Below are 22,424 nucleotides of genomic sequence, written 5' to 3'. Positions count from 1 at the left end.
CCAGACCCAAGGTCTGAAACGGCTGGGGCCGCCATCGAGAAGTCTCGGTGGCGGCCTCAGTTCGTCTTCTCAGGACAGAGTGAGGAAGAGGTCGGTACGCAGATCCGCTGGATCCATATCGGGGTTCGGCTCTGTCACGTAGACCTCGAAGAACGGCAGGTCCGGGTGGTGTCCGGCATCGACGACCGCCTTCATCAACCCCGCCCAGGCCTCACCCAATCCGTCGTATCCACCGGCATGGGTCAGTGCGGCGATCGATCCTCCGGGCAGCTGGGACGGGACCGCGATGAGGCCTTCGCCCAGTGGCAGGGCCTGCTTCAGCCCCGAGGTGAGCGGAAGGCCGATCTCCAGGTCGACGGTGTCGCTGGGTTGGCGCGTGTACAGCGCGAATGCGGGACCAGCGATCTCCTGCTCAGCCTCGGCCAGGGCAGGGAACAGCCCGGAGAAGGCGGCGTCGAAGTGGCTTGGAAGGTCCTCCATGGCGACATTCCTGACCTCGACGACGGCGGTGGGGACCGGCGTCGCCTCGAACACGGTGAGTTCGGGGAATGGTTCGCTCCGGTTGATACTCGACTCTGACATCAGTGGGTCCTCTCGGTGTGTCTCACGATCCTAATATGCCCAGTAGGGCCACAGGAAGAGTCTGAGCGCGATTGCCTGGCTGTCGTGGCCGTCTGAGCCGGAGTGGCGGTTCGAGCCGGAGTGGCGGCCGCGTAAGTCGGAGCCGCAGCTTAAGCCGGAGTGGCGGCCGGGACGGGCTTCGCCGCAATCGCCGAGGCCATCGGAGACATCGCGGCGGCCCGCGCGGCGGCACCGTCGATACCGCAGACCTCGAGCCAGTTCCCCAGCATCAGATAGCCGCATTCCGTGAGCACGGACTCCGGGTGGAACTGAACACCGAACAATGGCTTCTCACGGTGTTCGATGGCCATCACGACTCCATCATCGGTGCGGGCGGTGACCAGGAACTTCTCGAGATCGATGGTCTCATCAACGATCGCCAGCGAGTGATAGCGGGTTACGGTCAGCGGGTTCTTGCAACCGAAGAAGATGCCCTGACTGTCGTGAGTGATCACCGAGGTCTTTCCGTGCATCAGCACCGGCGAGTGGGTCACTGTGGCACCGAAGACCTCTCCCAGCGCCTGATGGCCCAGGCAGACTCCGAACACCGGGGTGCCAGACGTCTCCGCCCAGGCGATGAGGTCCGGGCACACTCCCGATTCGGCCGGCACTCCCGGGCCCGGCGACAGCAGGACACCGTCGTACTCCGATGCCAGGGCCACGACGGCCTCGGCGCTCAGGTCGTCATTGCGGATGACATGAGTTTCGGCTCCGAGCTCACGGACGTAGGACACGAGCGTGTAGACGAAGCTGTCGTAGTTGTCGATGACGAGGATCTTTGTCATTGGCCACCGCTTCCATCAGTCACAGTTGCATTGTTGAAGGGCATGTAGGGGGCGACGACCGGAAAGACGTACTGCATGAGCAGCAGCACCACGGCCGCGATGAGGATGAGGGCGAAGATGAGTTTGATGAACCAGTTGCCCGGAAGCAGTCGCCAGATCAGACCGTACATTCTCAGGCACCACCGTTCTTGCTGACCTTGTCGTAGGCTTTCGAATCTTTGATGTTCTCCGGTGCACCGTCGCCGGCCGGAGTCCAGTCGGTGAGCTCGGCGTAGGCGACATAGCGCTCTCGGGCCGAGAACATCGGGTTGCAGGCCGTCATCGTGAGGATCCGGTCCTTGCCCTTGAATTCCGGCTCGTTGGGGACCGGTGCGAGCACCTCGACGGCATCGGGGAGGATGATGTCGAAGTTGCGGAACGTATAGGTGTAGAAGCCGTCCTTGGTCTGGACGATGATCTCATCGCCGGGACGCAGCTGCGCGATCTGGTTGAGCGGTTTACCGTAGGTGACGCGGTGGCCGGCGATCGAGAAGTTGCCGACTTCGCCCGGCATCGCAGAGTTCGGGTACCGACCCACGCCCATCCGGTTGAGGACGGGTTCGAGATCGACGCCCTCGGCGACCGTGCGGTAGTAGTCGTCGCCGAAGCGCGGAATGTAGAAGATGCCGAACGCTTCGTTCTTCTCCACCGGATCCGACACGACAGGCTCGTCCGGGTCGTCCGGAAGCTCGTTGGGGTCCTGGTTCTGCCAGTCATCGGTGAGCTGGTCGGCCAGCACCTCGTTGTCGCGGTTGGCTTCGATATCGGTCCACCACAGCTGCCAGACCACGAACAGGATGAGAACCATTCCGGCGGTGATGCAGAGCTCGCCGAAGGTGCGGATGGTGCCGCGAACTGGGCCCAGCGGCTCACGCTCCGGCTTCTGCCTCCGACGGTTGGTGCGACGACCTCCGTCGTGGTGTCCGCCGCCGTTCTGTGCACTGTAGTTCTGTGCGCTGTAGTTCGCAGCGTCCGCACCCGCATGGGCGCCGAGGTTGGGATCCGTTGCGCTGTTGACCGCGGGCATGACCTGAGTCGAGTCCGAGTAACCGAGCGGCGCATCGGAGTAGACGGCGGTCGGAGCCCCGCTGGCGGCCGCAGCTTCAGCCTCGCGACGTCGGAGTTCACGGCGGCTGGGAAGTGGTTGATCGGCCGCTGAAAGCGACCCGGATCCGGGGTTCGAACCTGCGCCTGAATTCGGTGCCCCGCCGAGGTCGGGTGCCGAGGCCATGGGTTCTGTGGACGGGTTCGCTCCGTCACCGCCGTATCCACCCTGTGATTGGTGTCGTTCATTCGCCGGGTGATGCGAGGAATTCTGCCTCTGAGCAGGACGAATAGTGGGTCGCGATGACGCGTCTGCGTCTGATTCGTTACCCGGGAAGGGACCATTCACCACTGCTGCACCGTGCCTATTGTTTCGAATCCGGGGCTCGCCCAGAGGGCAAGCGGGGACACCGTATTGCACTTTATCGCATGAAACTGCACAAACAGGTCGTTCTCAGGGTAGTTGGAGTTTTTAAAACTGCCGGATGTCACGAGTAGACTGATGTCCGATTGTCCCTATTCATCAATCGGTGACCTCAGCAATGGTCGGCCGTATAAGGAGTACTCGTGGCCAAGTCCAACGGACGGACCCAGCGCCCCCAGCGCACTTCTCGCAACTCGTCGAAGGCCAATGTCGAAACCAAGACCCAGCCGAACGACGATGTCGAGGCAGTAGAGGACTCGCAGGTCGAACAGACGGAGGGCCCGGGGGACGAGAGCCTCGAGGGTGACCTCCTCAATCTGGATGACTCCTCCGACAAATCCGACGTGCTTGCCGACGATGATGACATCGACGGCGACGCTGAAGTCGCCGACGCCGAAGTTGCCGACGCCGATGCCTCCACTGTCGACGACAACGCTGCAGATGATGAGTCGGCCGAGAAGTCCACGGCAGCGGCAGCGGCCACCGGCAAGAAGTCCACATCGAAGGGCTCCGGGGCCAAGAAGACTGCCGCCGCTGATGAGGCTGATGCAGCCGACACAGCCGACGAGTCCACCGCCGACGTCAAGAAGACTGAGAAGTCCGAGAAGGTCGACAAGGCAGCCAAGTCCGACAAGGACAGCACATCTGCCGACAAGAGCAGGACCACCAAGGGTGCCTCCGCTAAGGGCTCGTCGGCCAAGGGCTCTGCTGCCAAGGCGTCATCGGCCAAGCGCACCTCGCGTTCGGGCAATCCAGCCAAACGCCCTCAGGGTCGCAAGACCGCCTCTTACACCTCGCAGTCCGGTCAGCAGACGATCAAGCCCAATCCTCGCTGGTTCCTGCCAGTGCTCATCGGCCTCCTGCTCATCGGCCTGATCTGGCTCGTGACCTTCTATGTCTCGCAGGGAGCGTTCCCAGTCGAGGCTTGGCAGAACTGGAACATCCTCATCGGCTTCGCCTTCTTCGTCGCGGGGCTGATCATGTCCACGCGCTGGAGGTAGTCGGCAGGCACCACGCCTGCTGACGAATGACGGGGGTTGCGGCGACAACCGGGTGTGCGCACCCGCAGGTCGACGCTACCCCCGTTTTTCGTTGACGTTCCCGTCGTCAGACCAGGCCGCACGGCGGTCACCTGCGGGTAGAGTGTTAGCCCGCAATTGACGTTTCAACGGCCTCTACTGGCACTTGTCCACAGGAACGAAGTTATACCCAAGCCGGGAATGTCGCTTGTGTATAACTTATTTTGAGCCTGTGACCTGGCGAAATACACATATGTAAGTTATCCACCATGTGGATAAAGGTTGTGGACAACTAGATTCAAACCGCGAAGGCGCTAATTATTCACGGAAGTCTGATATAGGCCTGAGAGTCATTGCGCCCACCTGTGTGGATGGTCATCTGTGCTCTTCACAAGGCGATGCTCTTCACAGGGCGGTGATCTGCCAGGCGTCGTTGATCTGCCACGCGCTGGCGGCGAGCATCAGGAGAAGCAGCCCGAGGGCCGCAAGTGCGAACATCAGAGTCGACTGCTTCTTCGGCACCAGCAGAGCACCGCAGCCGAGCACGAAACCGGCGATGAGCCCTCCGAGGTGGGCCTGCCAGGACACTCCTGCGACGAGGAATCCGTATCCGAAGTTGAGGGCAACGAACAGCACGACCCCCGTAATGTTGCGGTCGAGCTTCCGGGTCGGCACCAGCAGCACGCCGATGATCGCAAAGACCGCACCGGAGGCACCGATGTTGTTCGTCACCCAATCCACAGAGAACGGCTTCGCAAGAACGAGAACCATGACTGATCCACCGATCGCTCCCAGCAGATAGAGGACGAGGAATCGCCAGCGGCCAAGAGCTCGCTCGACGAATGATCCGAAGAAGAACAGGCCGATCATATTGGCCAGGAGATGGAACGGTGAGGGCTGTTCGTGCACCAGAGCCACTGTGAGAACCCGCCACGGCTGTTCGAGCACGAGGGCGGGTACGAAGCTCAGCCGATGGGTCAGATCCAGGCTGGGCAGCAGTTGGGCCAGGAAGACCACGCCTGTGAGGATCATGATCACACTGGTGACCAGCGGAGGGGTGACAGAAAGGGCCCGGCCGGTCTCCCGGGCCGAGCCCTCCTGAGGTGTGTCCATCACACCATGGTACTCAGTTCAGTCAGCCTCAGTACTCCTGCACAGCAGGTACCGTTGCTCACCGGCGAATCGGAGTCAGCCGTTGATGTCGACCGATTCCAGGACGACTGGCTCGACTGGCTTGTCCATGGCAGCGGTGCGGACGTTGTTGATCTCGTCGACGACCTTCTGCGAGGATTCGTCGGCGACCTCGCCGAAGATGGTGTGCTTGCCGTTGAGCCATGGGGTCTCAGCGGTTGTGATGAAGAACTGCGAACCGTTGGTGCCGCGTCCCATCTGCTTGCCGGCGTTGGCCATGGCCAACAGGTACTTGCGATCGAACTGGAGTTCCGGGTGGATCTCATCATCGAAGGTGTAGCCCGGGCCGCCGGTGCCGGTGCCCAGCGGACAGCCGCCCTGGATCATGAAGTCCGAGATGATGCGGTGGAAGTTGAGGCCGTCGTAGAAGGGGCGCTTGGTGGGTTCGCCGGTGGCAGGGTCGGTGAATTCGCGCTCACCCTTGGCCAGTTCCACGAAGTTGGCAACAGTCTTCGGCGCGTGGTTGCCGAAGAGGTTGATGGTGATGTCACCATGGTTGGTGTGCAGGACTGCTGTGTGCGTAGAAGCTGTAGTCATAGGGCCATTCTTCCACGCCCCGGGGGCTTCCGCAGATTCCGCCAGCTCGGTTTGCAGACTCTGTCAGCGTTTCTGCAGACAATTTCATGACGGCGTGATGTCCGGCGGCTTGCACCTAGGCCGTAGACTGAGACTGATCAATTGACCCCGACAAAGAGGATTGGGAATGTTCATGTCGAAGAAGTCAGCTCGAGATCCGTTCACTTCGAAGCTCGATTCCGCGAAGAAGACGTCACTCCGAGTCCTGGCCGATGCCAGCGGGGCCGCAAGTCCAAAACTCCGCGAAGCCGCTGACAAGGCACGCCCTCAGGTCGAGGCGCTTGCAGAGAAGGCTCGACCGCAGGTCGAAGCACTGGCCGATCGGGCCGAAGGTCTTGCCGTCAAGGCCCGCCCTCAGGTCGAAGCATTCGCCGACAAGGCGAATGACCAGGTTCACGCCTGGGCGGACAAGCTCGATGCCTACCGCCCCGAGGCCACCGAACGCGCCGGTAAGTTTGCGAGCAACGCCGCCAACTCGCTTGCAGCAGTTGAGACCCCTCAGCTCGTCGACGATCTCGCTGTGCGCCTGACCGGCGACAAGAAGGCAGTGAAGAAGGCCCGCAAGGCCCTCACGAACGCCGGAAAGCGAATCCAGAAGGACACCGCACGCAAGTCCGGTGGCGGCAAGGCCGCTGTCGTGTGGACCTTGGTCATCGGCTCGGCAGCCGGAATCGGCTACTACGTGTGGAAGAAGGCGCAGCCGGTCGAGGACCCATGGTCGACACCGCTGCCCAACAACCGTCCGGAAGATGCTCGCCCGGTCGGCTCGACCCCCGCATCCCGCCAGGGAACAGCACCCGAGGTCTCGCAGACCGCAGTGCCCGAGTCGAAGACTGCCGCCGCCCCCACGGCAGCACCGACTCCGAAGCCTGCAACCGAGGCCAAGGACACCAAGGCAACGCCGGCGACCATCGTCAAGCCTGCCGAGGATTCGAAGTCAGCCACCGAGACGGCGGACGACAAGAACGCCAAGCACTGATCTGTCGGGAGGGGTCGACTGACATGGTCAGCTGACCGGGCGATCGACCGACCCAGACAGAGAGAACAGCTCCCGCCGCTGAAGTTCGCTCACGTGAAGACGTGAGAACAACAGCGGCGGGAGCTGTTCGTCATTCACCCAGAACCTCACGTCTGTTGGCCGGCCCACCGCCCCGGAAGCGACCCGAGATGCGGACTGCCAGCAGTCCCGCGATCGTGAAGGCAAGTGTCGCTGCGAGGATGAGCAGAATCGGGGCCGTCCATCCATCGGTGACGTTGCCCAGCCACCCTGCGAACGGCGGGGCCAATGTGGCGGCGAGGTAACCGCCTCCCTGCACCCGTGCCGAGGCCGAGGCGGTTTCCCGGTCGCTTCCGGCGGTGCGGGCGATGATGGAGAAGATCGCGGTGAATCCGCCGCCCTGAGCGATTCCGCCGGTGATCGCCCACAGCACGTATGAGCTCGGAGCGAGCAGCAGTCCTGTCGGGAGCGAGAGCCACAGCGCGGCGATGATCGCCACAGGCACCCAGGGCTTGGTTCTGGCCGCCAGCAGCGGCACACCGAATGCGCCGAGGATGGCTGCGACCTGGAACAGCGAGGCGGTCCCGCCCGAGGCTGCCGAGTCCAGCCCTCCTGTGTCGGAGAGGATCGAGGGCAGCCAGGTGGTGGTCGTGTAGTAGGCAATCGACTGTCCGCTGAAGGTGATCACGAGCAGTGCGATGATGGCACGGAATTCGGGAGGTGCCTCGCGCCAAGGACGACGTACCGGTGTGGGTGCAGGTGACGTTGGCGCATCCGTCGAGGCTGCGAGGATCGCGTTGCGTCGGATCCGCAGCCGGATCACGAACAGCCAGTAGAAGAGTCCGATCACGGCCAGAGCACCCCAGATGGCCACGGCCCACCGCCACCCGACCGCTGCAGCCAGGGGACCCGTGCCGAGCAGGGTGATCATGGAGCCGACATTCATTGTGGCCGAGTACAGGCCCGTCACCATCGACACCTGGCTCCATGGGACTTCGCGCCGGATGATCACCGGCACCGCGATATTGCCCAGAGCGATGGCGAAGCCGATGATTCCCGTGCCCGCGAGCACGAGCCAGGGCGGACCGAGCGAGCGCAGCACGGTTCCGAGGAGCACACCGGTGAGGCAGGACAGCACCGTCGCCTCCGCACCGAAGCGTCCGATGGTCTTCCCGGCAACAGGGGTGACGAGGGCGAACAGCAGGACCGGCAGACCGGTGAGGAGGCCCACCCCTGCAGCGCTCAGCCCGGTGTCGTCCTGAATGTCACCGAGGACGGCGGTCGGTGCGATGATCGGTGCCCGCAGGTTGATCGCCAGAACGACGATGCCCACGACCATCCACGGCAGCATCCGCCGGGCGACGGAAGGGTCCTGCTGGTTCACATGCGCTCGGGCACGCGGATGCCCAGGACGCCGAGACCGGCTTCAAGCACCTCGAGGACCGTCTGGCTCAGACGGAGCCGGGAATCGCGCACCTCGACGGATTCGGCGATGAGGACCGGGCACTGCTCGTAGAACGAGGTGAACGACTGGGCGAGGTCGAAGAGGTACGTGCACAGCCGGTGCGGCGTGGAGCCGGCGACCACCTCGGCGAGGACATCGGAGAACCCGAGGATCGCCAGAGCAAGATCACGTTCGGCAGCCTCGCCGAGGTGGATCGGCGCAGCCGTGAACGCATCCCCGTCCGCCTTGCGCAAGATCGAGCGGATCCGGGCTCCGGCGTACTGGAGATAGGGTGCGGTGTTGCCGATCGGGGCGAGCATCCGGTCGAGGTCGAAGGTGTAGCTCGTGTCGTGGGCGACGGAGAGGTCGGCGTACTTCACAGCGCCGATGCCCACGATCTGTGCGACCTCGGCTTCCTCTTCGGGGCTGAATTCGGCGTTCGACTCCTGCAGTGTGGTCTTCGCGCGGGCGACGGCTTCATTGAGGAGTTCGGCCAGGCGCACGGGGGAACCGCTGCGGGTGCGCAGGATCTTCCCGTCGTCACCGAGCACATTTCCGATCTTCACGTGCTCGACCGCGACCTCCTCGGGCAGCCAGCCAGCGGCTCGAGCGATGGAGAAGATCATTTCGAAGTGCATCGCCTGCGGGGTGCCGACGACGTAGAGGGCACGATCGGCCCTGAGTGTGCGCACCCGATGACGGACGGCCGCGAGGTCCGTCGTGGCGTAGCCGTAGCCGCCGTCGGACTTGCGGATGATGAGCGGCAGAGGTTCGCCCTCACGACCGGTGAACCCCTCGGGGAAGACGCACAGGGCACCGTCGCTGATGCGGGCCAGGCCCTTCTCCTCGAGCTCTGCGCAGACCGCGGCAAGGTCATCGTTGTAGATGCTCTCACCTGCCAAGTCCTCATCGGTCAAGGTCACCTCGAGGAGCGAGTAGATATTGTTGAAGTAGATCCGTGAGAACCCGACGAGGCGCTCCCAGAGTTCGAAGGTCTGCTCATCGCCGCCCTGCAGTGCGACCACTCGGGCACGTGCGCGAGTGGCGAAGGCCTCATCGCTGTCGAACTTCGCCCGCGCGGCCTGGTAGAAGGCATTCGGGTTGGCCGAGATGTCCTGGGCCGTCTCCGATTCGATGCCGACGTCAAGGAGGTGTTCGATGAGCATGCCGAAGGGAGTGCCCCAGTCACCGATGTGGTTCTGGCGCACGACCGTGTTGCCGAAGTATTCGTGGGTCCGGGCCAGCGCGTCGCCGACGACGGTGGTCCGCAGGTGGCCGACGTGCATCTCCTTGGCGACGTTGGGGGCCGAATAGTCGATGACTATGCGCGCTCCGCTCGTCTCTGGCTCGACCTCGGTGGCGGTTCCCTGGTTCAGGGTCGATGCCAGGAACTCGGGGGTGAAGGTGAGGTTGATGAAGCCCGGACCGGAGATCTCCGGGGTCTCACAGATCCCCTCAAGGTCGAGGTTGGCCACGATCGTGGTCGCGATGTCGCGCGGTTTGGACTTCAGCTCCTTCGCCAAGGGCAGAGCCACGTTGGCCTGGAAGTCGGCGAACTGGCTGCTCCTGATCACAGGGTCGCGTCGCGTGAAATCCTCGCCGAAGGACTGTTCGAGGGCGAGTGCGAAACGATCGTTGAGAAGCGAAGTCAAAGATGGCATGCCACCATTCTATTGGTCAGGGCCCGACTGCGCCGCATGGGCCGCGTCACCTCGACGCCCGAATCCGAGCATCCGCGCCGACGAGATCTCGCAGAGCGTGCAAATTGGCTGGGCATCCTCCTCTTTCACAGCTCCGTGTCCGTGCATGCTTGTAATGTGGGTCACGTGAATTCCAACACTTACCTCCGGTACCCGCACATCCACGGTGATCTCATCACTTTCATTGCCGACGATGACGTGTGGCTCGCCGCCGCCGAGGGTGGGCGCGCTTGGCGTCTGACCTCGGATCATGCTCCCGCGCGCAGCCCGAGGTTCTCCCCCGATGGCTCCCGTATCGCCTATGTCTCGCACCGCGATGGCCACCCTGAGCTCATGCTCGCCGAGGTGGCTTCCGGTTCTCTGCGTCGGCTCACCTGGCTGGGGTCGACGGCGATGACGATGCTCGGTTGGGCCGACGATGAGCGCGTCCTCATCGGCTCAAACGCCGGCGAGTTCGAGTCACGCAATCACGTGGTCAGGTCAGTGGGAATCGACGGCAGCGTCGAACGCCTGTCGTGGGGCAGAGCCTCGGGAATGGCCCATCATCACTCATCGGTGACCGCCCTGGCCACTCCCTACAGTCGTGAACCCGCGCACTGGAAGCGCTACCGAGGGGGAACCGCGCCCCGACTCTGGCTTGATCGCAGCGCAGACGCCACGGGCAGCGGAGTCCAGTGGCAGCGGCTGCTGCGCAACGAAGAGGCGTCGCTGACCGACCCGCTGTGGGTGGGAGACTCACTGGTCATCACTTCTGACAAGGCCGCGAGCTTCCCCCACCATGCCAATGAGCAGGCCAACCTCTGGATCTGGGACGGTCTGGCCACACGCAGCGATGGGGATCCGGGTGAGCCTCGACAGCTGACGTTCCAGACCGAAGCCGAAGGGTACGTCCGCAATGCGACGACCGACCGGACGCGCATCGTGTGGCACAGCCGCGGCGAGATCCGCATCCTCGACAGCCTCGATGCCAGCATCCGGACCCTCGAGGTGCAGCTTCCAGGTACCCAAGTGCAACCGCTCAACCTCGACTCGAAGTCCAGGATCGGCAACATCGCCCCAGATCATGAGGGTAACGCCTCCCTCATCGAATGGCGGGGAAAGACCTTCTGGTTGGCTCATCGTGAGGGCCCCGCACGAGCGTTGTGCGCGGACTCTTCGATCCGCACACGCCTCCCGGTGGTGCTCGGACAGACCGGACAGGCGGCCTACGTCACCGACGTCGAAGGCGACGATGCCATCGAGGTTCGCGCCACCTCGGCGACGGCGACGGAACGTCGGATAGGGGCTGGCGCCCTCGGACGAGTTCTGCACATGACCTCCGATCCGTCCGGAAAGACCTTAGCCACGATCTCCCACGACGGAAGCGTCCGTCTCGTCGAGGTCGGCAACGGCAAGATCCGACTGGTAGGACATTCGGGCTTCGGCGAGGCCAGGTCTCCCGAGTTCTCACCGGACGGACGGTACCTCATCTGGTCACAGCCCACTCAGGGTGAGGAGCAGCTGGCGCAGCTCATGCTCATCGACACCAAATCAGACCATGAGGCGCTGGCGCTGACCAGCGGGAAGTACAACGACTACTCCCCCACATTCACCGCCGACGGCAAATACGTGGTGTTCCTGTCTGACCGGACTTTCGATCCTGCCTACAATCAGCACTCCTTCGACCTGTCGTTCAACGGTGTGACCAGACCGTGGCTGCTGCCGTTGAGCGCCACTGAGCCGGCTCCATTCGGACCGACCTCAAGCGGGTGGGCGATCAGCGAACTGACCGATGAGGCGTCGAAGGCAGAGAAGACCAAGGCGGAGAAGTCCAAGGTCACCACCGTCGAGTTGGAGGTCGAGGGCGCCGAAGAGCGGATCCTCGCGTTCCCCGTCTCTGCCGGTGTCTTCCGGAAGCTTGAAGCCGCTGTCGGCGGAGTCCTGTGGATCCGTGCCGGGGAATCGGAGGACGGCGTGCTCGGCACCGACCTTGATGCCCCTCCCACAGAGTCGATCCAGTACTTCGACTTCGCCAAACGCAAACTCGTCACCATCGTCGACAAGGCAGATGCCTATTGGGTGAGTGGGGATGGCAAGCTCATGGTCGTCTACGATGACGGCGACGTGACTGTGCGTCCCAGCAACCGCAAGGTCGAAGACGACGATGACGAGTGCGTCGCGGTGGATCTCTCCCGGCTGCGCTTCGAACTCGACCAGCGTGCCGAGTGGCTGCAGATGTTCGAAGAGAACTCGCGCATCATGCGCGATCACTATTGGCGTGCAGACATGAACGGCGTGAACTGGGAAGGGATCACCCTGCGGTGGCGCCGAGTCGCCGCGAAGGCGCTGACCCATGATGATCTCGTCGATGTGCTGTGGGAGACGGTCGGGGAACTCAACACGTCTCATGCCTATGTCACGCCCTCGAATGCCTTGGGCAACCCGTCGAAGCGACTCGGGTTCCTCGGCGCTGACCTGGAACGGACACCGAGCGGATGGCAGATCGCACGGATTCTGCCCGGTGAGAGCAGCGAACCCGCCGCCAGATCGCCATTGCGTCAGGCAGGTGTCGGAGCTCAGGAGGGCGACATCATCCTGGCTGTCGATGGCCAACGGGTCGATGAGGTGCGCGGCCCCGCCGCCCACCTGCAGGGAGCCGGCAACAGGATCGTCGAACTCACCCTGCGCCGTGGTCGCAAGGACCGAGTGGTGGCAATCGTGCCGCTGACCAGCGAGGAGAAGCTGAGGTACCAGGACTGGGTGCGATCGAGGCGGGAGTATGTGAGGTCGAAGTCCGAGGGACGTGTCGGGTATGTGCACATCCCGGATATGATGCCCAACGGTTGGGCGCAGCTGCATCGCGACCTCAGGCAGGCGATGTCGGCCGACGCTGTCATCGTCGATGTCCGATTCAACCGGGGCGGTCATACCAGCGCCCTGGTGGCCGAACGCTTCGCCGATCGTGTCATCGCCTGGAACGCTGTGCGCAACTACGATGCCATGATCGCCGACCCCGAAGACGCACGCCGAGGCCCCGTGGCCTTCGTCGCGAACGAGTTCTCGGGCTCCGACGGTGACATCATCAATGCCCGTGCTCAGGCCAAGGGCTTGGGTCCCGTCATCGGTGTGCGCACCTGGGGCGGAGTTGTCGGCATCGACGGCCGCTACGACCTCGTCGACGGCACCGGTGTGACTCAGCCGCGCTACTCCTTCTGGCTTGAGGGCAAAGGCTGGGATGTTGAGAACTACGGTGTCGAACCTGATATCGAGGTCGAGCATGATCCCTCACAGCTGTTCAGTGAGGACGATCTGCAACTCGACCGCGCCATCGCCGAGGTGCTCTCCGGCCTGGAGAAGACCTCTGCGGCCACGCCCCCGGAATTCCCGGCCCCGCGCGTGCAGACACCCCCGAAGCCCCAGGCCCCGATCGCGCCCACGGAGTAGCCCCGGCCGCGCCCACGGGCTACTCCCCGCGGCGCCCAGGGGCTTTCGCGTCAGCCGATTACTGTCCGCAAACGGTTTTTACTGTCTGCAAACGTTCGCCGTAGAGTCACCTGGCGACCGTTTGTGGACAGCAAATCGGCGTTTCACGCACGCTCACCGTCGACAGTAACGAGCGCCCAGAGGCCGAACGCCAGGAGCACGAACCCGGAGATGATCCCGCTGAAGACGGGGATGAATGCTGGGACCGAGGCGAAGAAGGCGATGAAGCCGGCAATGCCGCACAGGGTGACGACCGTGGCGAGAATATGGAACCGGTCGAGTTTGAACACGTGGCCGAGAGCATAGAAGTGGGTGCCGACGACGAACGCCACCCAGGCCACGCCGAGTTCTGGATGTCCTAAACCGCTTAGCAGGCGCGTGCCTCCGAAGAGCGCCAGCGCTTCGATCCCGACGATGATCCAGTAGCTGCGTCCGAAGGGAACGGTCCGACGCGATCCGGCCGCAACCTGCCCCTGGGCTGACTGGGCTGACTCAGCGACCGCCGCGTGCTGGACTGGCTCAGTGTGCCCGGCTGACTCAGCCTGCCCCTCGGCCGACTCGACGGATTCGCCGGACTCAGCGAATTCGACGGACGCAGCGGACGAGACCTCGGCGCGCTTCATGCGGCTCAGTGAACGAATCGCGAAGAACACGATGACGGCGAAGGCCGCAGTCCCCGTGACGAGGACGAGGATACGGCCCAGGGTCGAAAACGATGCGCTGTTGATGATGAGGAACACCAAGCCGAATGCTCCTCCGATGAGGGAGCCGACCTCCGCACCGGCAGCCGGTTGCGGTCGGGACTTACGGGGTTGAGTCATCACTGCCCTCTCGAGTGTGCATGGATTCCACGGGAATACGAGGATCGGTTCTACCCTCACATTCTCGCACTCCGCACCGGATGTTCCCGTGAACGCGCAGAAACGATGGCGATTCACGATTCCGACTTCAGCGCCCAGACCTCACCGGTTCAAGGGTATTGACCTTCGCGCTGAACTGGTGTTCACTTGAGGTGAACGTTGATTCACTTTCTTTCGGGATCGGCTGCCGCCGCCCGAAGAACACCAGCTTGAGGAGGCAAAGATGCCAGCTACACACGGATCCGCGGCCGCTGCGCAGGAGTTCGCCGACATCCTCTACGAGGTTGAGGAGTCCTATGCGGTCATCACCATCAACCGCCCAGAGTCGTTCAATTCCTTCCGATCACAGACAGTTGACGAGCTCATCGAGGCGCTGACTCTGGCCTGGGGCGATATTCAAGTCCGCTCGATCATCCTCACCGGTTCCGGGCAGAAGGCATTCTGTGCCGGAGGGGACGTCAAGCAGAAAGCGAAGACCGGCGACTACGGCCCCAGCCGCTACGGGATGTTCCGCATCTCTGAACTCCACAAGACCATGCGATCCGTGCCGAAGCCCATCATCGCCGCCGTCAACGGCGTCGCCGTCGGCGGCGGCAATGTCCTCAACACGCTGTGCGACATCACGATTGCCGCCTCCCACGCCCGCTTCGGGCAGGCCGGACCCAAGGTCGGATCCTTCGACGCCGGCTACGGCACGGCGTTCCTGGCCCGAATCGTGGGTGAGAAGCGGGCACGCGAGATGTGGTACTTCTGCGAACTCATCGACGCCCAGAAGGCCGAGATGTGGGGCTTGGCCAATGAAGTCGTCGAAGCCGACCAGCTCATGCCCCGAGCCAAGGAACGAGCCCGAGCACTGGGTCTCAAGGCGCCGACGGCCCTGCGCTTCCTCAAGCAGTCGTTCAATGCCGACTCCGAGATGCAGACCGGTTTCACCAATCTGGCAATGAGCGCCCTCGACCTGTACGCGCACTCACCCGAGTCACATGAGGGCGCTGCCGCCTTCGCCGAGAAGCGCGATCCCGACTTCAGCACCTTCGACAACGCGTACTGAACCACAGGCAATCAGGCGGATCAGCCCACCAGAACAGAGGATCACAGTGGACTTCGCAATCACTCCAGAGGCCCAGTCGCTGCTCGACACTGCAGCGGCCTTCGAGGAACGCCTCATCTCCGAGGCACGTGACCGGGAGAATGCCGGAAGGATCGGCACCGATCTGACACTGGAGATGGGCAGCGCCGGTCTCATCGCCCCCGAACTCTCGCCCCACCTCGGCGGGCAGGGCCAGACGAAGGTGACCGCGGGACTGGTGACCGAGGCCATAGCTCGCGGCGACCTCAACGTGGCGTATCTGCAGGTGGTGGGCTCATTGATGGGTCAGGTCATCGCGCGGAACGCGAGCGCCGAGGTAGCCGAACACTATTGCCGCCTCATCACTTCCGGTGCCGAAACAGTGGCCATCGGCCTCTCCGAACCCGACGCCGGCTCAGATGCCGGCAATCCCCAGAGCACCGCCAAGCGTGACGGTGGGGATTGGATCATCAACGGCACGAAATCGATGTCACTGGCGCTGACCTCGACGGCCGCAGTCATCTTCGCGAGGACCGATCCGAACGCGAAACGAGGCAAGGGCATCTCCGCCTTCCTCGTCGACCTCGATGCCCCAGGGGTCGCCCGCACCCCAATCACCGATATGGGACAGTCCGCGGTGGCTCGTGGCTCGGTGGACTTCACCGATGTCAGGGTTCCGGGCGATCACCTCCTCGGCGCGGAGGGAGCAGCGTTCTCCCAGGTCATGCAGGGCTTCGACTTCTCCCGTGCTCTCATCGGTCTGCAGTGCACGGGCAGTGCCACCAGAGCGATCGAGGACGCCTGGGACTATGTGAAGGGTCGGGAGGCATTCGACCAGCCGCTGTCGAAGTTCCAGGGCGTCTCATTTCCCCTTGCCGAGGCGGAGACGAAGATGGCCGCCGCCAGGCTGCTGTGTCTGAACACCCTGTGGCTCGGTGACGAAGGCCTGCCCCACACCTCACAGGCGGCGATGTGCAAGTGGTGGGCTCCTCTGGAGTCCTATCACGCCATCCATCAATGCCTCCTTCTGCACGGCCAGAACGGCTACAAGCAGGATCGTGACGTGGAGAAGCGTCTCCGGGACGTGCTCGGCATGCAGATCGGGGACGGAACCGCACAGATCATGAAACTCGTCATCGCCAGGGAGTCGGCCGGACGCGCCTTCGCCCCCTGACCAGCACACATCCGACATCGGCAGCTGACAAGCACAACTGAGACCAGCACCATCCGAAGGGACCACACATCATGTCTGCACTGGACAATCGCATCATCATCGTCACCGGCGCCGCCTCGGGGATCGGCAGAGGCATCGCCACCCGCCTGGCCGCAGACGGAGCCACCGTCGTCGTCGCCGACCTCGACGAAACGAAGTCACAGGAGACCGCCTCGGCGCTGGGAAATGATTCCATCGGCGTCGCCGTCGATGTCACCGATCGGGCCAAGGTCGATGCCATGACCGCCCAGGTGGTCGAGACGTTCGGCCGCATCGACGTCCTCGTCAACAATGCCGGCTGGGACAAGGTCGAGCCCTTCATGGACTCGACAGCCGAGACCTGGGACCGAGTCATCGCGATCAACCTGATCGGCACCCTCAACTGCACGCAGTCGGTCGCCTCACACATGATCGCCGCCGAATCCGGGGCCGTGATCAGCATCGGCTCCGATGCCGGACGCGTGGGCTCGAGCGGGGAGGCCGTGTACTCGGCGGCCAAGGGAGGCATCATCTCCTTCTCCAAGACCTTCGCCCGCGAGGTCGCACGGCACAACATCACCTCCAACTGCGTGTGCCCGGGACCGGCCGACACTCCGCTGTTCGCTGAGATCTCCGAGGACAATCCGAAGCTGCGCACAGCACTGGAGAAGGCGATCCCGATGCGCCGCCTGGCACAGCCTGACGATCTGGCGAATGCCGTTGCCTTCTTCGCCAGCCCCGAATCCACCTACGTCACGGGTCAGACGCTCTCCGTCTCCGGCGGGCTCACCATGGCCTGAACCTCTCCCACCGATTCACCTCAACGTTCCACAATCACCGGCACGAGACCAGAGCAAAGGAGCCCTGACATGCCAACCCGATTCGACACGATCCTCACCGACTCCCTCATCGACAAGCACACCGCGACAGGTGCCTGGAAGAACGAGACGCTGCTCGATCATCTGGACCGCTGGACGAGCGAGACTCCCGATTCGGTCGTGTCTCGAGACCCCTATGGAAGCCACACATATCGACAGCTCTCCGCCGACGCCGAGGCGTGTGCCAGGGCCCTCGTCGACCTCGGTGTGCAACCGGGTGAGGTGGTGGGCATCCACCTGCCCAATTGGTACGAATGGTTGGTCATCCACCTGGGCGCTCTCAAGGCGGGGGCGGTCACGAACGGTCTCATCCCGATCTACCGCGACCGCGAGATCGGATACATGGCGAAGAAGGCCGCAGTCACGGTTCTCTTCGTCCCCAACCGGTTCCGCAAGTTCGACTACCCGGACATGGTCGACCGCCTCAGGGACAAACTGCCTGATCTGCGGCATACGATCGTTCTCGACGCTCCCGGAGAAGATCCATTCACCTCCCGTGAGGGCTTCGAACGATGGACGGACTTCCTAGATCGCGGGACGGGAAGCTCACCGGGCTCGGCTGGTTCGTCAGGATCGGCCGAGGCAGCTGCAAGCATCGACTGGGAGACGCGGAGGCCCAATCCCAATGATGTCGGTCTGATCCTCTTCACCTCGGGGACGACGGGTGATCCCAAGGGGGTCATGCATACACACAATTCGGTGCTCTCCGCGTCACTGCCCTGGCCCGATCACCTGGGCCTCGGGAACGGCTCCGTCATCCACATGGCCTCGACCTTCGGCCATCTCACCGGGTATATGTACGGAGTCTGCCTGCCGCTGCTCATCGGCGGGACCGGTGTGTTCCAGGACGTCTGGAACGGCGAGGAGTTCGCGCGACTGATCGAAGAGTTCGGCATCGAGCACACTTCGGGCGCCACCCCGTTCCTGCACGATCTCATCGAGGCCGCCAAGACCACGGATCGTGATCTCTCCAGTCTCAGACACTTCTGCTGCATGGGCGCTCCGATTCCACGCGTCATGGTCCACGAGGCCAAGGAGCTGCTCCCCAACCTCAACGTCTTCGGCGGTTGGGGGCAGACCGAATGCGGACTGGTCACCATGACCGCCCCTGGCGATTCCGATGACAAGGTCACGAGCACAGACGGTCGTGAGCTCGGCGATATGCAGGTGCGAATCGTCGATCCGCTCGGCGAACCGGTCCCCGCCGGAACTGAAGGAAAGGTGCAGGTCAAGGGCCCGTTCCTGTTCGTCGGGTATCTCAGCGAACCGAAGCTCACCGACGAAGCCTTCGACGGCGACTGGCTGGACACCGGCGATATCGCAGAGATGGACGACGAGGGCTTCATCAAGATCGGCGGTCGATCGAAGGACATCATCATCCGCGGTGGAGAGAACATTCCCGTCGCCTACGTCGAGAACATCCTGTACGAGCATCCCGCCACCTCCCAAGTGGCGATCGTGGCGGTGCCCCACCCCCGCCTGCAGGAGATCGCGTGTGCCGTGGTCACACTGCGAGAAGGCCACACGTTCACCATGGATGACCTGCGCGAATTCTTCGCTTCCAAGGGCGTCACCAAACACTATTGGCCGGAGACACTGCAGTGCCTCGATGAGTTCCCGCGGACCCCGAGCGGTAAGATTCAGAAGTTCAAGCTGCGGGAGGAAGTGGTCAGCAGACATGACAAGTGAGACTCAGGACGTCAACGCCGTAGTTCGCGGTGCTCGCGCGGAATTCCGTGAGAGGCAGATCGTCGATGCCGCCGTCAGCCTCATGCAGACGAAGGGCTCACATGCCGTGTCGATGCAGGCGATCGCCAAGTCGGCCGGTGTCAGCGTCGGACTGCTGTACAAGTACTTCTCGGATCGGGAGCAGATCGTGCTGGCAGCGATCACCCGGGTTCTCGAGGACTTCCGACTGCGCGTGCCGGCGGTGATCGAGGCGACCGACGATCCCGTGCATCGGATCATTGCGGCTTTCACCGAGTTCTGTCAGGTCGTCGATGATCATCGTCAGGCCGTCGTCCTCACGTATCAGACTTCCAGGTCGCTCTCACGCGCCGGGCTGGCGTCCATCCAATCGCAGGAGCTGGCCACACTGCAGCCGCTCATCGATGTCGTCGCCGAGGCTGCCGACAAGGGTGACCTGCACGAGGTCGATGCCAGTACGATCGGACACAACCTCATGACCCTGGCTCATATGTGGGCCCTCAAGCACTGGTATTTCCAGCAGACGCAGGTCAGCCTCAATCAGTACATCGACCGGCAGGTTCGCACCGTGGTGCTGAGCAACCTCAGCGACGGCGCACGGAAGAGAGTGAAGCTGAACTAGTGATCACTGTTCCAGTGGACTCAGCGTGCCCCTAGCAATCTGCAGGTTGGTAGAGCAGATAGAGAAATCCGTCGTCGGTGCCGTAGAGGGTCTTCAGCTCGAGTTCGACCGGTGGATCGAACTGGGCACCGCGCAGGATCCTCGTCTCAGTCCCGGCGACCAGAGTCGGGCTGCGGGTCAGACACAGTTCGTCGACGCCTCCTGCCTGCAGCAGGTCGGCAAACAGCTGGGGTCCACCCTCGCACACGATCCGGGCGAATCCACGCGAGCGGAGTTCAGCGATCGCCGCGCTCAGGTCCACCGACGATTGACCGGCCACGATCACCTCGGCGACCTCAGCAGCCTGTGCATGTGCCCGAGCGGGTGCGTCTGCGCAGGTGATGAGGATGGTCCGGGCAGAGCGGGGAGCCTCGGTGAACAGCGAGGCTGAGAAATCGAGATCCAGACTGTGTGAGACCACCGCCATCGGTGCCGTGGGGCTGCGGTTCTCACGCAGATGCCGCCATTGCGCATCGTCCTCGGCGGGGCCGTAGACCTCCGTCCTGGCAGTGCCGGCGCCGACGAGGATGACATCTGCCGATGCCCGATTGAGGGCGAAGAGCTGCTTGTCGATGTCATTGCCAAGACCTCCGGCGTGACCGGCGATGGTCGCAGCCCCATCGACCGAGGCCACGAACACTGCACGCACCCACTGGTCGACATCTTCGGGAAAGGCGAAGGCCTCAGGCAGAGTCACCGTCGCCAGTGGCGCGGGCAACAGCCTGTTCACGTTCGGAGCCTCGGTTGGAGCATCGGCTGGTGGGTCACCCATCTACGGCACTTCTCCGCACGAGTCCGCTGACAACACCGATGAAGTCCTTGACCTCAGAGTCCGGGCCCGGGTGGACGGTGGCGGCGAGGCAGATCGCGAAGGGGGCAGGCGGGTCCACGACGTGCTGCGGGGTCCTTCCGTTCGGAAGCGCCGCATTCTGTGCCGTCACGCCATCATCTCCTCGTTCGCACGAATGATCATCGAGGTGAACTGCATCATCGCAATGGTGCCTGGCTGGTCAGTATACGCCCCCCGTGACAACGGTCGGCAACCTTCTGACAACGGGAAATATCCGTTTTCGACAACCGCGATCGTGCCCCTTGCCGCTCACTTCTCCTGTCCTACACTGGGGTCAGGACGACAGTGCTGGGGCCAGCACGACTACATGGAGGCCGATCATGACGCAGAAGCATCAGGTACAGGTTCGGCGGGCCTACGACGACCCGGCTGAGAACGACCGCACGCGGATCCTCGTCGATCGGATATGGCCACGCGGAGTGAGCAAGGACAAGGCCGAACTCGACGACTGGCTCAAGGACCTTGCGCCTTCGAGCGATCTGCGCAGGTGGTATTCCCACGATCCAGAAAAGTTCGAGGAGTTCTCGCGGCGCTACCGCGACGAGCTCAAGGACGAGGACCACTCCGCGGCGCTCAAGCAGCTCAAGGAGTACGCGAAGAAGGGCAAACTGACCCTCATCACGGCATCGAAGCGCGACGACATCAGCGACGCGACGGTACTCAAACAAGTTCTGGATGAGACATAGTCGCCGACTATGTCTCGGCTTCCGCTGATGCCTGGAGTGAGATGCTGACCAGGCCGAATGCCGGTTTTCGTGCCCGTCCGGAACCCTGCCGAACTTCGAGGGCGACGCAGTCGCCATCGCATCCGACTGCCGCCACCAGAATCCCGCCGAGGTGGCCCTTGACCTGAGAGCGGCAGCGCTTGCCTATGCTGCCGCTCTGGCTCAGATCACCGCCGAACAGTGGGAACGCACCGGCTACCGCTCCGATGGACGCGAGTTCACGGTGACCTCATTGACGCGCTATGGAATTCACGAACTCAGGCACCACCTGCACGATGTCGGTGCCTGAACCGGCATAGTGCCATTCACAGCCGAGTATGGACACATTAGTCTGTGGACATGGGACTGGAATGGGAGCAGCTCGTCGTCGATGCACACGATCCGCATGTGCTCGGCCACTGGTGGGCGAAGGCCCTCGGATGGATTGTCATCTATGAGGACGAGGACGAAGTGGAGATCAGAGCCGGGGAACACACTCTCCCAGGCCTCCTCTTCGGAGTCGACCCGGCGACCAAGGCCGTGAAGAATCGCCTTCACCTCGACTTCCGTCCCGACGACCAGGCCGCCGAAGTCGATCGGCTCCTCGCGCTCGGCGCCCACCGAGCCGATGTGGGACAGACCGAGGAAGAACCCTGGGTTGTCCTGGCCGATCCGGAAGGCAACGAGTTCTGCGTGCTCTCATCACGCCGGAAGTAGTGCATGCGCGCAGCGCAGGAATCTCGCAGCGCAGGAATCTCGCAGCGCAGGAATCTCTTGGCTTCTGGCTGCCCGACGCCTTCGGCGCCCGAGCTCTTCCTCAGAAGAAGACGCCCCACACCAGAACAGCGATGACGACGAGGAAGAACACCAGCGACCACGGACTCCCGAAGTTGAGCGACCATCCGATGCCGACGCGCTTCGGAATGAGGAACGAAGGGTCCTGAGGACAGATGCAGAAGATTCCGAGCTTCCAGTTCGCATCATCATCGCGAACACGCTTCCGACGTTCCTTGCTCACTGGGCTCATGCGTGTTCCCTTCTTCGCAGCGGACAGCTCGCCTGCGCGTCCCGCTCGGAATAGTGCCATCGTTCCTTGCCGTCACGTTACACCTGTTGTCAGCGTCCAGCGAGGTCAGAACGGCCCAGAGTGTGCTCCGATCACTTTATTGGACAGAAGTGTCCAAAATACTCTAGGCTCGCA

At 63.1% G+C, this 22,424-nt stretch carries 23 protein-coding genes; 11 read left to right on the top strand and 12 right to left on the bottom strand.

The annotated features are described in order from the left end of the window. Positions 1-69: 69 nt before the first annotated feature. The 4 genes from JTF07_RS16880 to JTF07_RS16865 all read right to left on the bottom strand — a co-directional run bounded on the left by JTF07_RS16880 (position 70) and on the right by JTF07_RS16865 (position 2,676). Complete coding sequence (locus tag JTF07_RS16880) at positions 70-582, bottom strand: GyrI-like domain-containing protein (RefSeq protein ID WP_204235371.1); 513 nt, start codon at positions 580-582, stop codon at positions 70-72. Positions 583-731: 149 nt separating this feature from the next. Continuing rightward, the gene (locus tag JTF07_RS16875; RefSeq protein ID WP_204235370.1) at positions 732-1,406 is read right to left on the bottom strand and encodes an anthranilate synthase component II; all 675 of its coding nucleotides are present in this window, start codon (positions 1,404-1,406) and stop codon (positions 732-734) included. Further along, positions 1,403-1,576, bottom strand: coding sequence for a hypothetical protein (locus tag JTF07_RS16870; protein ID WP_186293079.1), 174 nt, complete (start codon positions 1,574-1,576; stop codon positions 1,403-1,405). The genes JTF07_RS16875 and JTF07_RS16870 overlap by 4 nt, the downstream gene beginning before the upstream one ends. Positions 1,577-1,578: 2 nt before the next feature. Further along, positions 1,579-2,676, bottom strand: coding sequence for a class E sortase (locus JTF07_RS16865; protein ID WP_204235369.1), 1,098 nt, complete (start codon positions 2,674-2,676; stop codon positions 1,579-1,581). A gap of 380 nt (positions 2,677-3,056) precedes the next feature. Here JTF07_RS16865 and JTF07_RS16860 point away from each other — a divergent pair, with 380 nt between their 5' ends. Further along, entirely contained in the window at positions 3,057-3,914 is an 858-nt protein-coding gene (locus tag JTF07_RS16860; protein ID WP_204235368.1) for a cell division protein CrgA, read from the top strand. A gap of 423 nt (positions 3,915-4,337) precedes the next feature. Here the strand turns inward: JTF07_RS16860 and JTF07_RS16855 are convergent, their stop codons facing one another. Further along, positions 4,338-5,045, bottom strand: a complete 708-nt coding sequence (locus tag JTF07_RS16855) for a rhomboid family intramembrane serine protease (protein WP_204235367.1) — start codon at positions 5,043-5,045, stop codon at positions 4,338-4,340. 75 nt (positions 5,046-5,120) lie between these two features. Next, complete coding sequence (locus JTF07_RS16850; RefSeq protein ID WP_204235366.1) at positions 5,121-5,660, bottom strand: peptidylprolyl isomerase; 540 nt, start codon at positions 5,658-5,660, stop codon at positions 5,121-5,123. Between the two features lie 172 nt (positions 5,661-5,832). On the opposite strand from JTF07_RS16850, the gene JTF07_RS16845 reads away from it, so the two are divergent. Then, positions 5,833-6,678, top strand: coding sequence for a hypothetical protein (locus tag JTF07_RS16845; RefSeq protein WP_252199889.1), 846 nt, complete (start codon positions 5,833-5,835; stop codon positions 6,676-6,678). 130 nt (positions 6,679-6,808) lie between these two features. Here JTF07_RS16845 and JTF07_RS16840 read toward each other — a convergent pair whose 3' ends face one another. Then, positions 6,809-8,080 (bottom strand): MFS transporter, encoded by a 1,272-nt coding sequence (locus JTF07_RS16840; RefSeq protein ID WP_353844002.1) that lies wholly within the window; start codon positions 8,078-8,080, stop codon positions 6,809-6,811. Further along, positions 8,077-9,801, bottom strand: coding sequence for an arginine--tRNA ligase (gene argS, locus JTF07_RS16835; protein WP_204235364.1), 1,725 nt, complete (start codon positions 9,799-9,801; stop codon positions 8,077-8,079). Before argS ends, JTF07_RS16840 begins: the two co-directional genes overlap by 4 nt. A gap of 165 nt (positions 9,802-9,966) precedes the next feature. Here argS and JTF07_RS16830 point away from each other — a divergent pair, with 165 nt between their 5' ends. Next, the gene (locus JTF07_RS16830) at positions 9,967-13,263 is read left to right on the top strand and encodes a S41 family peptidase (protein ID WP_204235363.1); all 3,297 of its coding nucleotides are present in this window, start codon (positions 9,967-9,969) and stop codon (positions 13,261-13,263) included. A 143-nt stretch (positions 13,264-13,406) separates the two neighbouring features. Here JTF07_RS16830 and JTF07_RS20450 read toward each other — a convergent pair whose 3' ends face one another. Continuing rightward, complete coding sequence (locus JTF07_RS20450; protein WP_252199888.1) at positions 13,407-14,123, bottom strand: hypothetical protein; 717 nt, start codon at positions 14,121-14,123, stop codon at positions 13,407-13,409. 262 nt (positions 14,124-14,385) lie between these two features. Between JTF07_RS20450 and JTF07_RS16820 the strand changes: the two genes are divergently transcribed. The 5 genes from JTF07_RS16820 to JTF07_RS16800 all read left to right on the top strand — a co-directional run bounded on the left by JTF07_RS16820 (position 14,386) and on the right by JTF07_RS16800 (position 19,630). Further along, a complete protein-coding gene (locus JTF07_RS16820) occupies positions 14,386-15,213 on the top strand; it encodes an enoyl-CoA hydratase-related protein (RefSeq protein WP_204235362.1) in 828 nt (275 codons plus the stop codon). A 46-nt stretch (positions 15,214-15,259) separates the two neighbouring features. Further along, the gene (locus JTF07_RS16815; RefSeq protein ID WP_353844001.1) at positions 15,260-16,405 is read left to right on the top strand and encodes an acyl-CoA dehydrogenase family protein; all 1,146 of its coding nucleotides are present in this window, start codon (positions 15,260-15,262) and stop codon (positions 16,403-16,405) included. 71 nt (positions 16,406-16,476) lie between these two features. Continuing rightward, positions 16,477-17,223 (top strand): SDR family NAD(P)-dependent oxidoreductase, encoded by a 747-nt coding sequence (locus JTF07_RS16810; RefSeq protein ID WP_204235360.1) that lies wholly within the window; start codon positions 16,477-16,479, stop codon positions 17,221-17,223. 69 nt (positions 17,224-17,292) lie between these two features. After that, entirely contained in the window at positions 17,293-18,990 is a 1,698-nt protein-coding gene (locus JTF07_RS16805; protein WP_204235359.1) for an AMP-binding protein, read from the top strand. Next, on the top strand, positions 18,980-19,630 hold the full coding sequence (locus JTF07_RS16800) for a TetR/AcrR family transcriptional regulator (RefSeq protein ID WP_204235358.1): 651 nt from the start codon (positions 18,980-18,982) through the stop codon (positions 19,628-19,630). The genes JTF07_RS16805 and JTF07_RS16800 overlap by 11 nt, the downstream gene beginning before the upstream one ends. A gap of 31 nt (positions 19,631-19,661) precedes the next feature. Here the strand turns inward: JTF07_RS16800 and JTF07_RS16795 are convergent, their stop codons facing one another. Next, complete coding sequence (locus JTF07_RS16795; RefSeq protein WP_204235357.1) at positions 19,662-20,441, bottom strand: pyrimidine reductase family protein; 780 nt, start codon at positions 20,439-20,441, stop codon at positions 19,662-19,664. Next, positions 20,434-20,610 carry a hypothetical protein gene (locus JTF07_RS16790; RefSeq protein WP_204235356.1) on the bottom strand — a complete coding sequence of 59 codons (177 nt, stop codon included), beginning with the start codon at positions 20,608-20,610 and terminating at the stop codon, positions 20,434-20,436. The genes JTF07_RS16795 and JTF07_RS16790 overlap by 8 nt, the downstream gene beginning before the upstream one ends. 229 nt (positions 20,611-20,839) lie before the next feature. Here JTF07_RS16790 and JTF07_RS16785 point away from each other — a divergent pair, with 229 nt between their 5' ends. The 3 genes from JTF07_RS16785 to JTF07_RS16775 all read left to right on the top strand — a co-directional run bounded on the left by JTF07_RS16785 (position 20,840) and on the right by JTF07_RS16775 (position 21,940). Further along, the gene (locus tag JTF07_RS16785) at positions 20,840-21,205 is read left to right on the top strand and encodes a DUF488 domain-containing protein (protein WP_204235355.1); all 366 of its coding nucleotides are present in this window, start codon (positions 20,840-20,842) and stop codon (positions 21,203-21,205) included. Between the two features lie 85 nt (positions 21,206-21,290). After that, entirely contained in the window at positions 21,291-21,533 is a 243-nt protein-coding gene (locus JTF07_RS16780; RefSeq protein WP_353844014.1) for a DinB family protein, read from the top strand. Between the two features lie 50 nt (positions 21,534-21,583). Continuing rightward, positions 21,584-21,940 carry a VOC family protein gene (locus JTF07_RS16775; protein WP_204235353.1) on the top strand — a complete coding sequence of 119 codons (357 nt, stop codon included), beginning with the start codon at positions 21,584-21,586 and terminating at the stop codon, positions 21,938-21,940. A gap of 100 nt (positions 21,941-22,040) precedes the next feature. Here the strand turns inward: JTF07_RS16775 and JTF07_RS16770 are convergent, their stop codons facing one another. Then, a complete protein-coding gene (locus JTF07_RS16770; protein ID WP_252199887.1) occupies positions 22,041-22,310 on the bottom strand; it encodes a DUF5808 domain-containing protein in 270 nt (89 codons plus the stop codon). Positions 22,311-22,424: the final 114 nt, after the last annotated feature.

The sequence above is a fragment of the Brevibacterium sp. RIT 803 genome (assembly GCF_016892625.1).
Classification (GTDB): Bacteria; Actinomycetota; Actinomycetes; order Actinomycetales; family Brevibacteriaceae; genus Brevibacterium.
The sequence above is the reverse complement of the archived record's forward strand: the minus strand, read 5'-3'. Positions and strand labels throughout refer to the sequence as shown.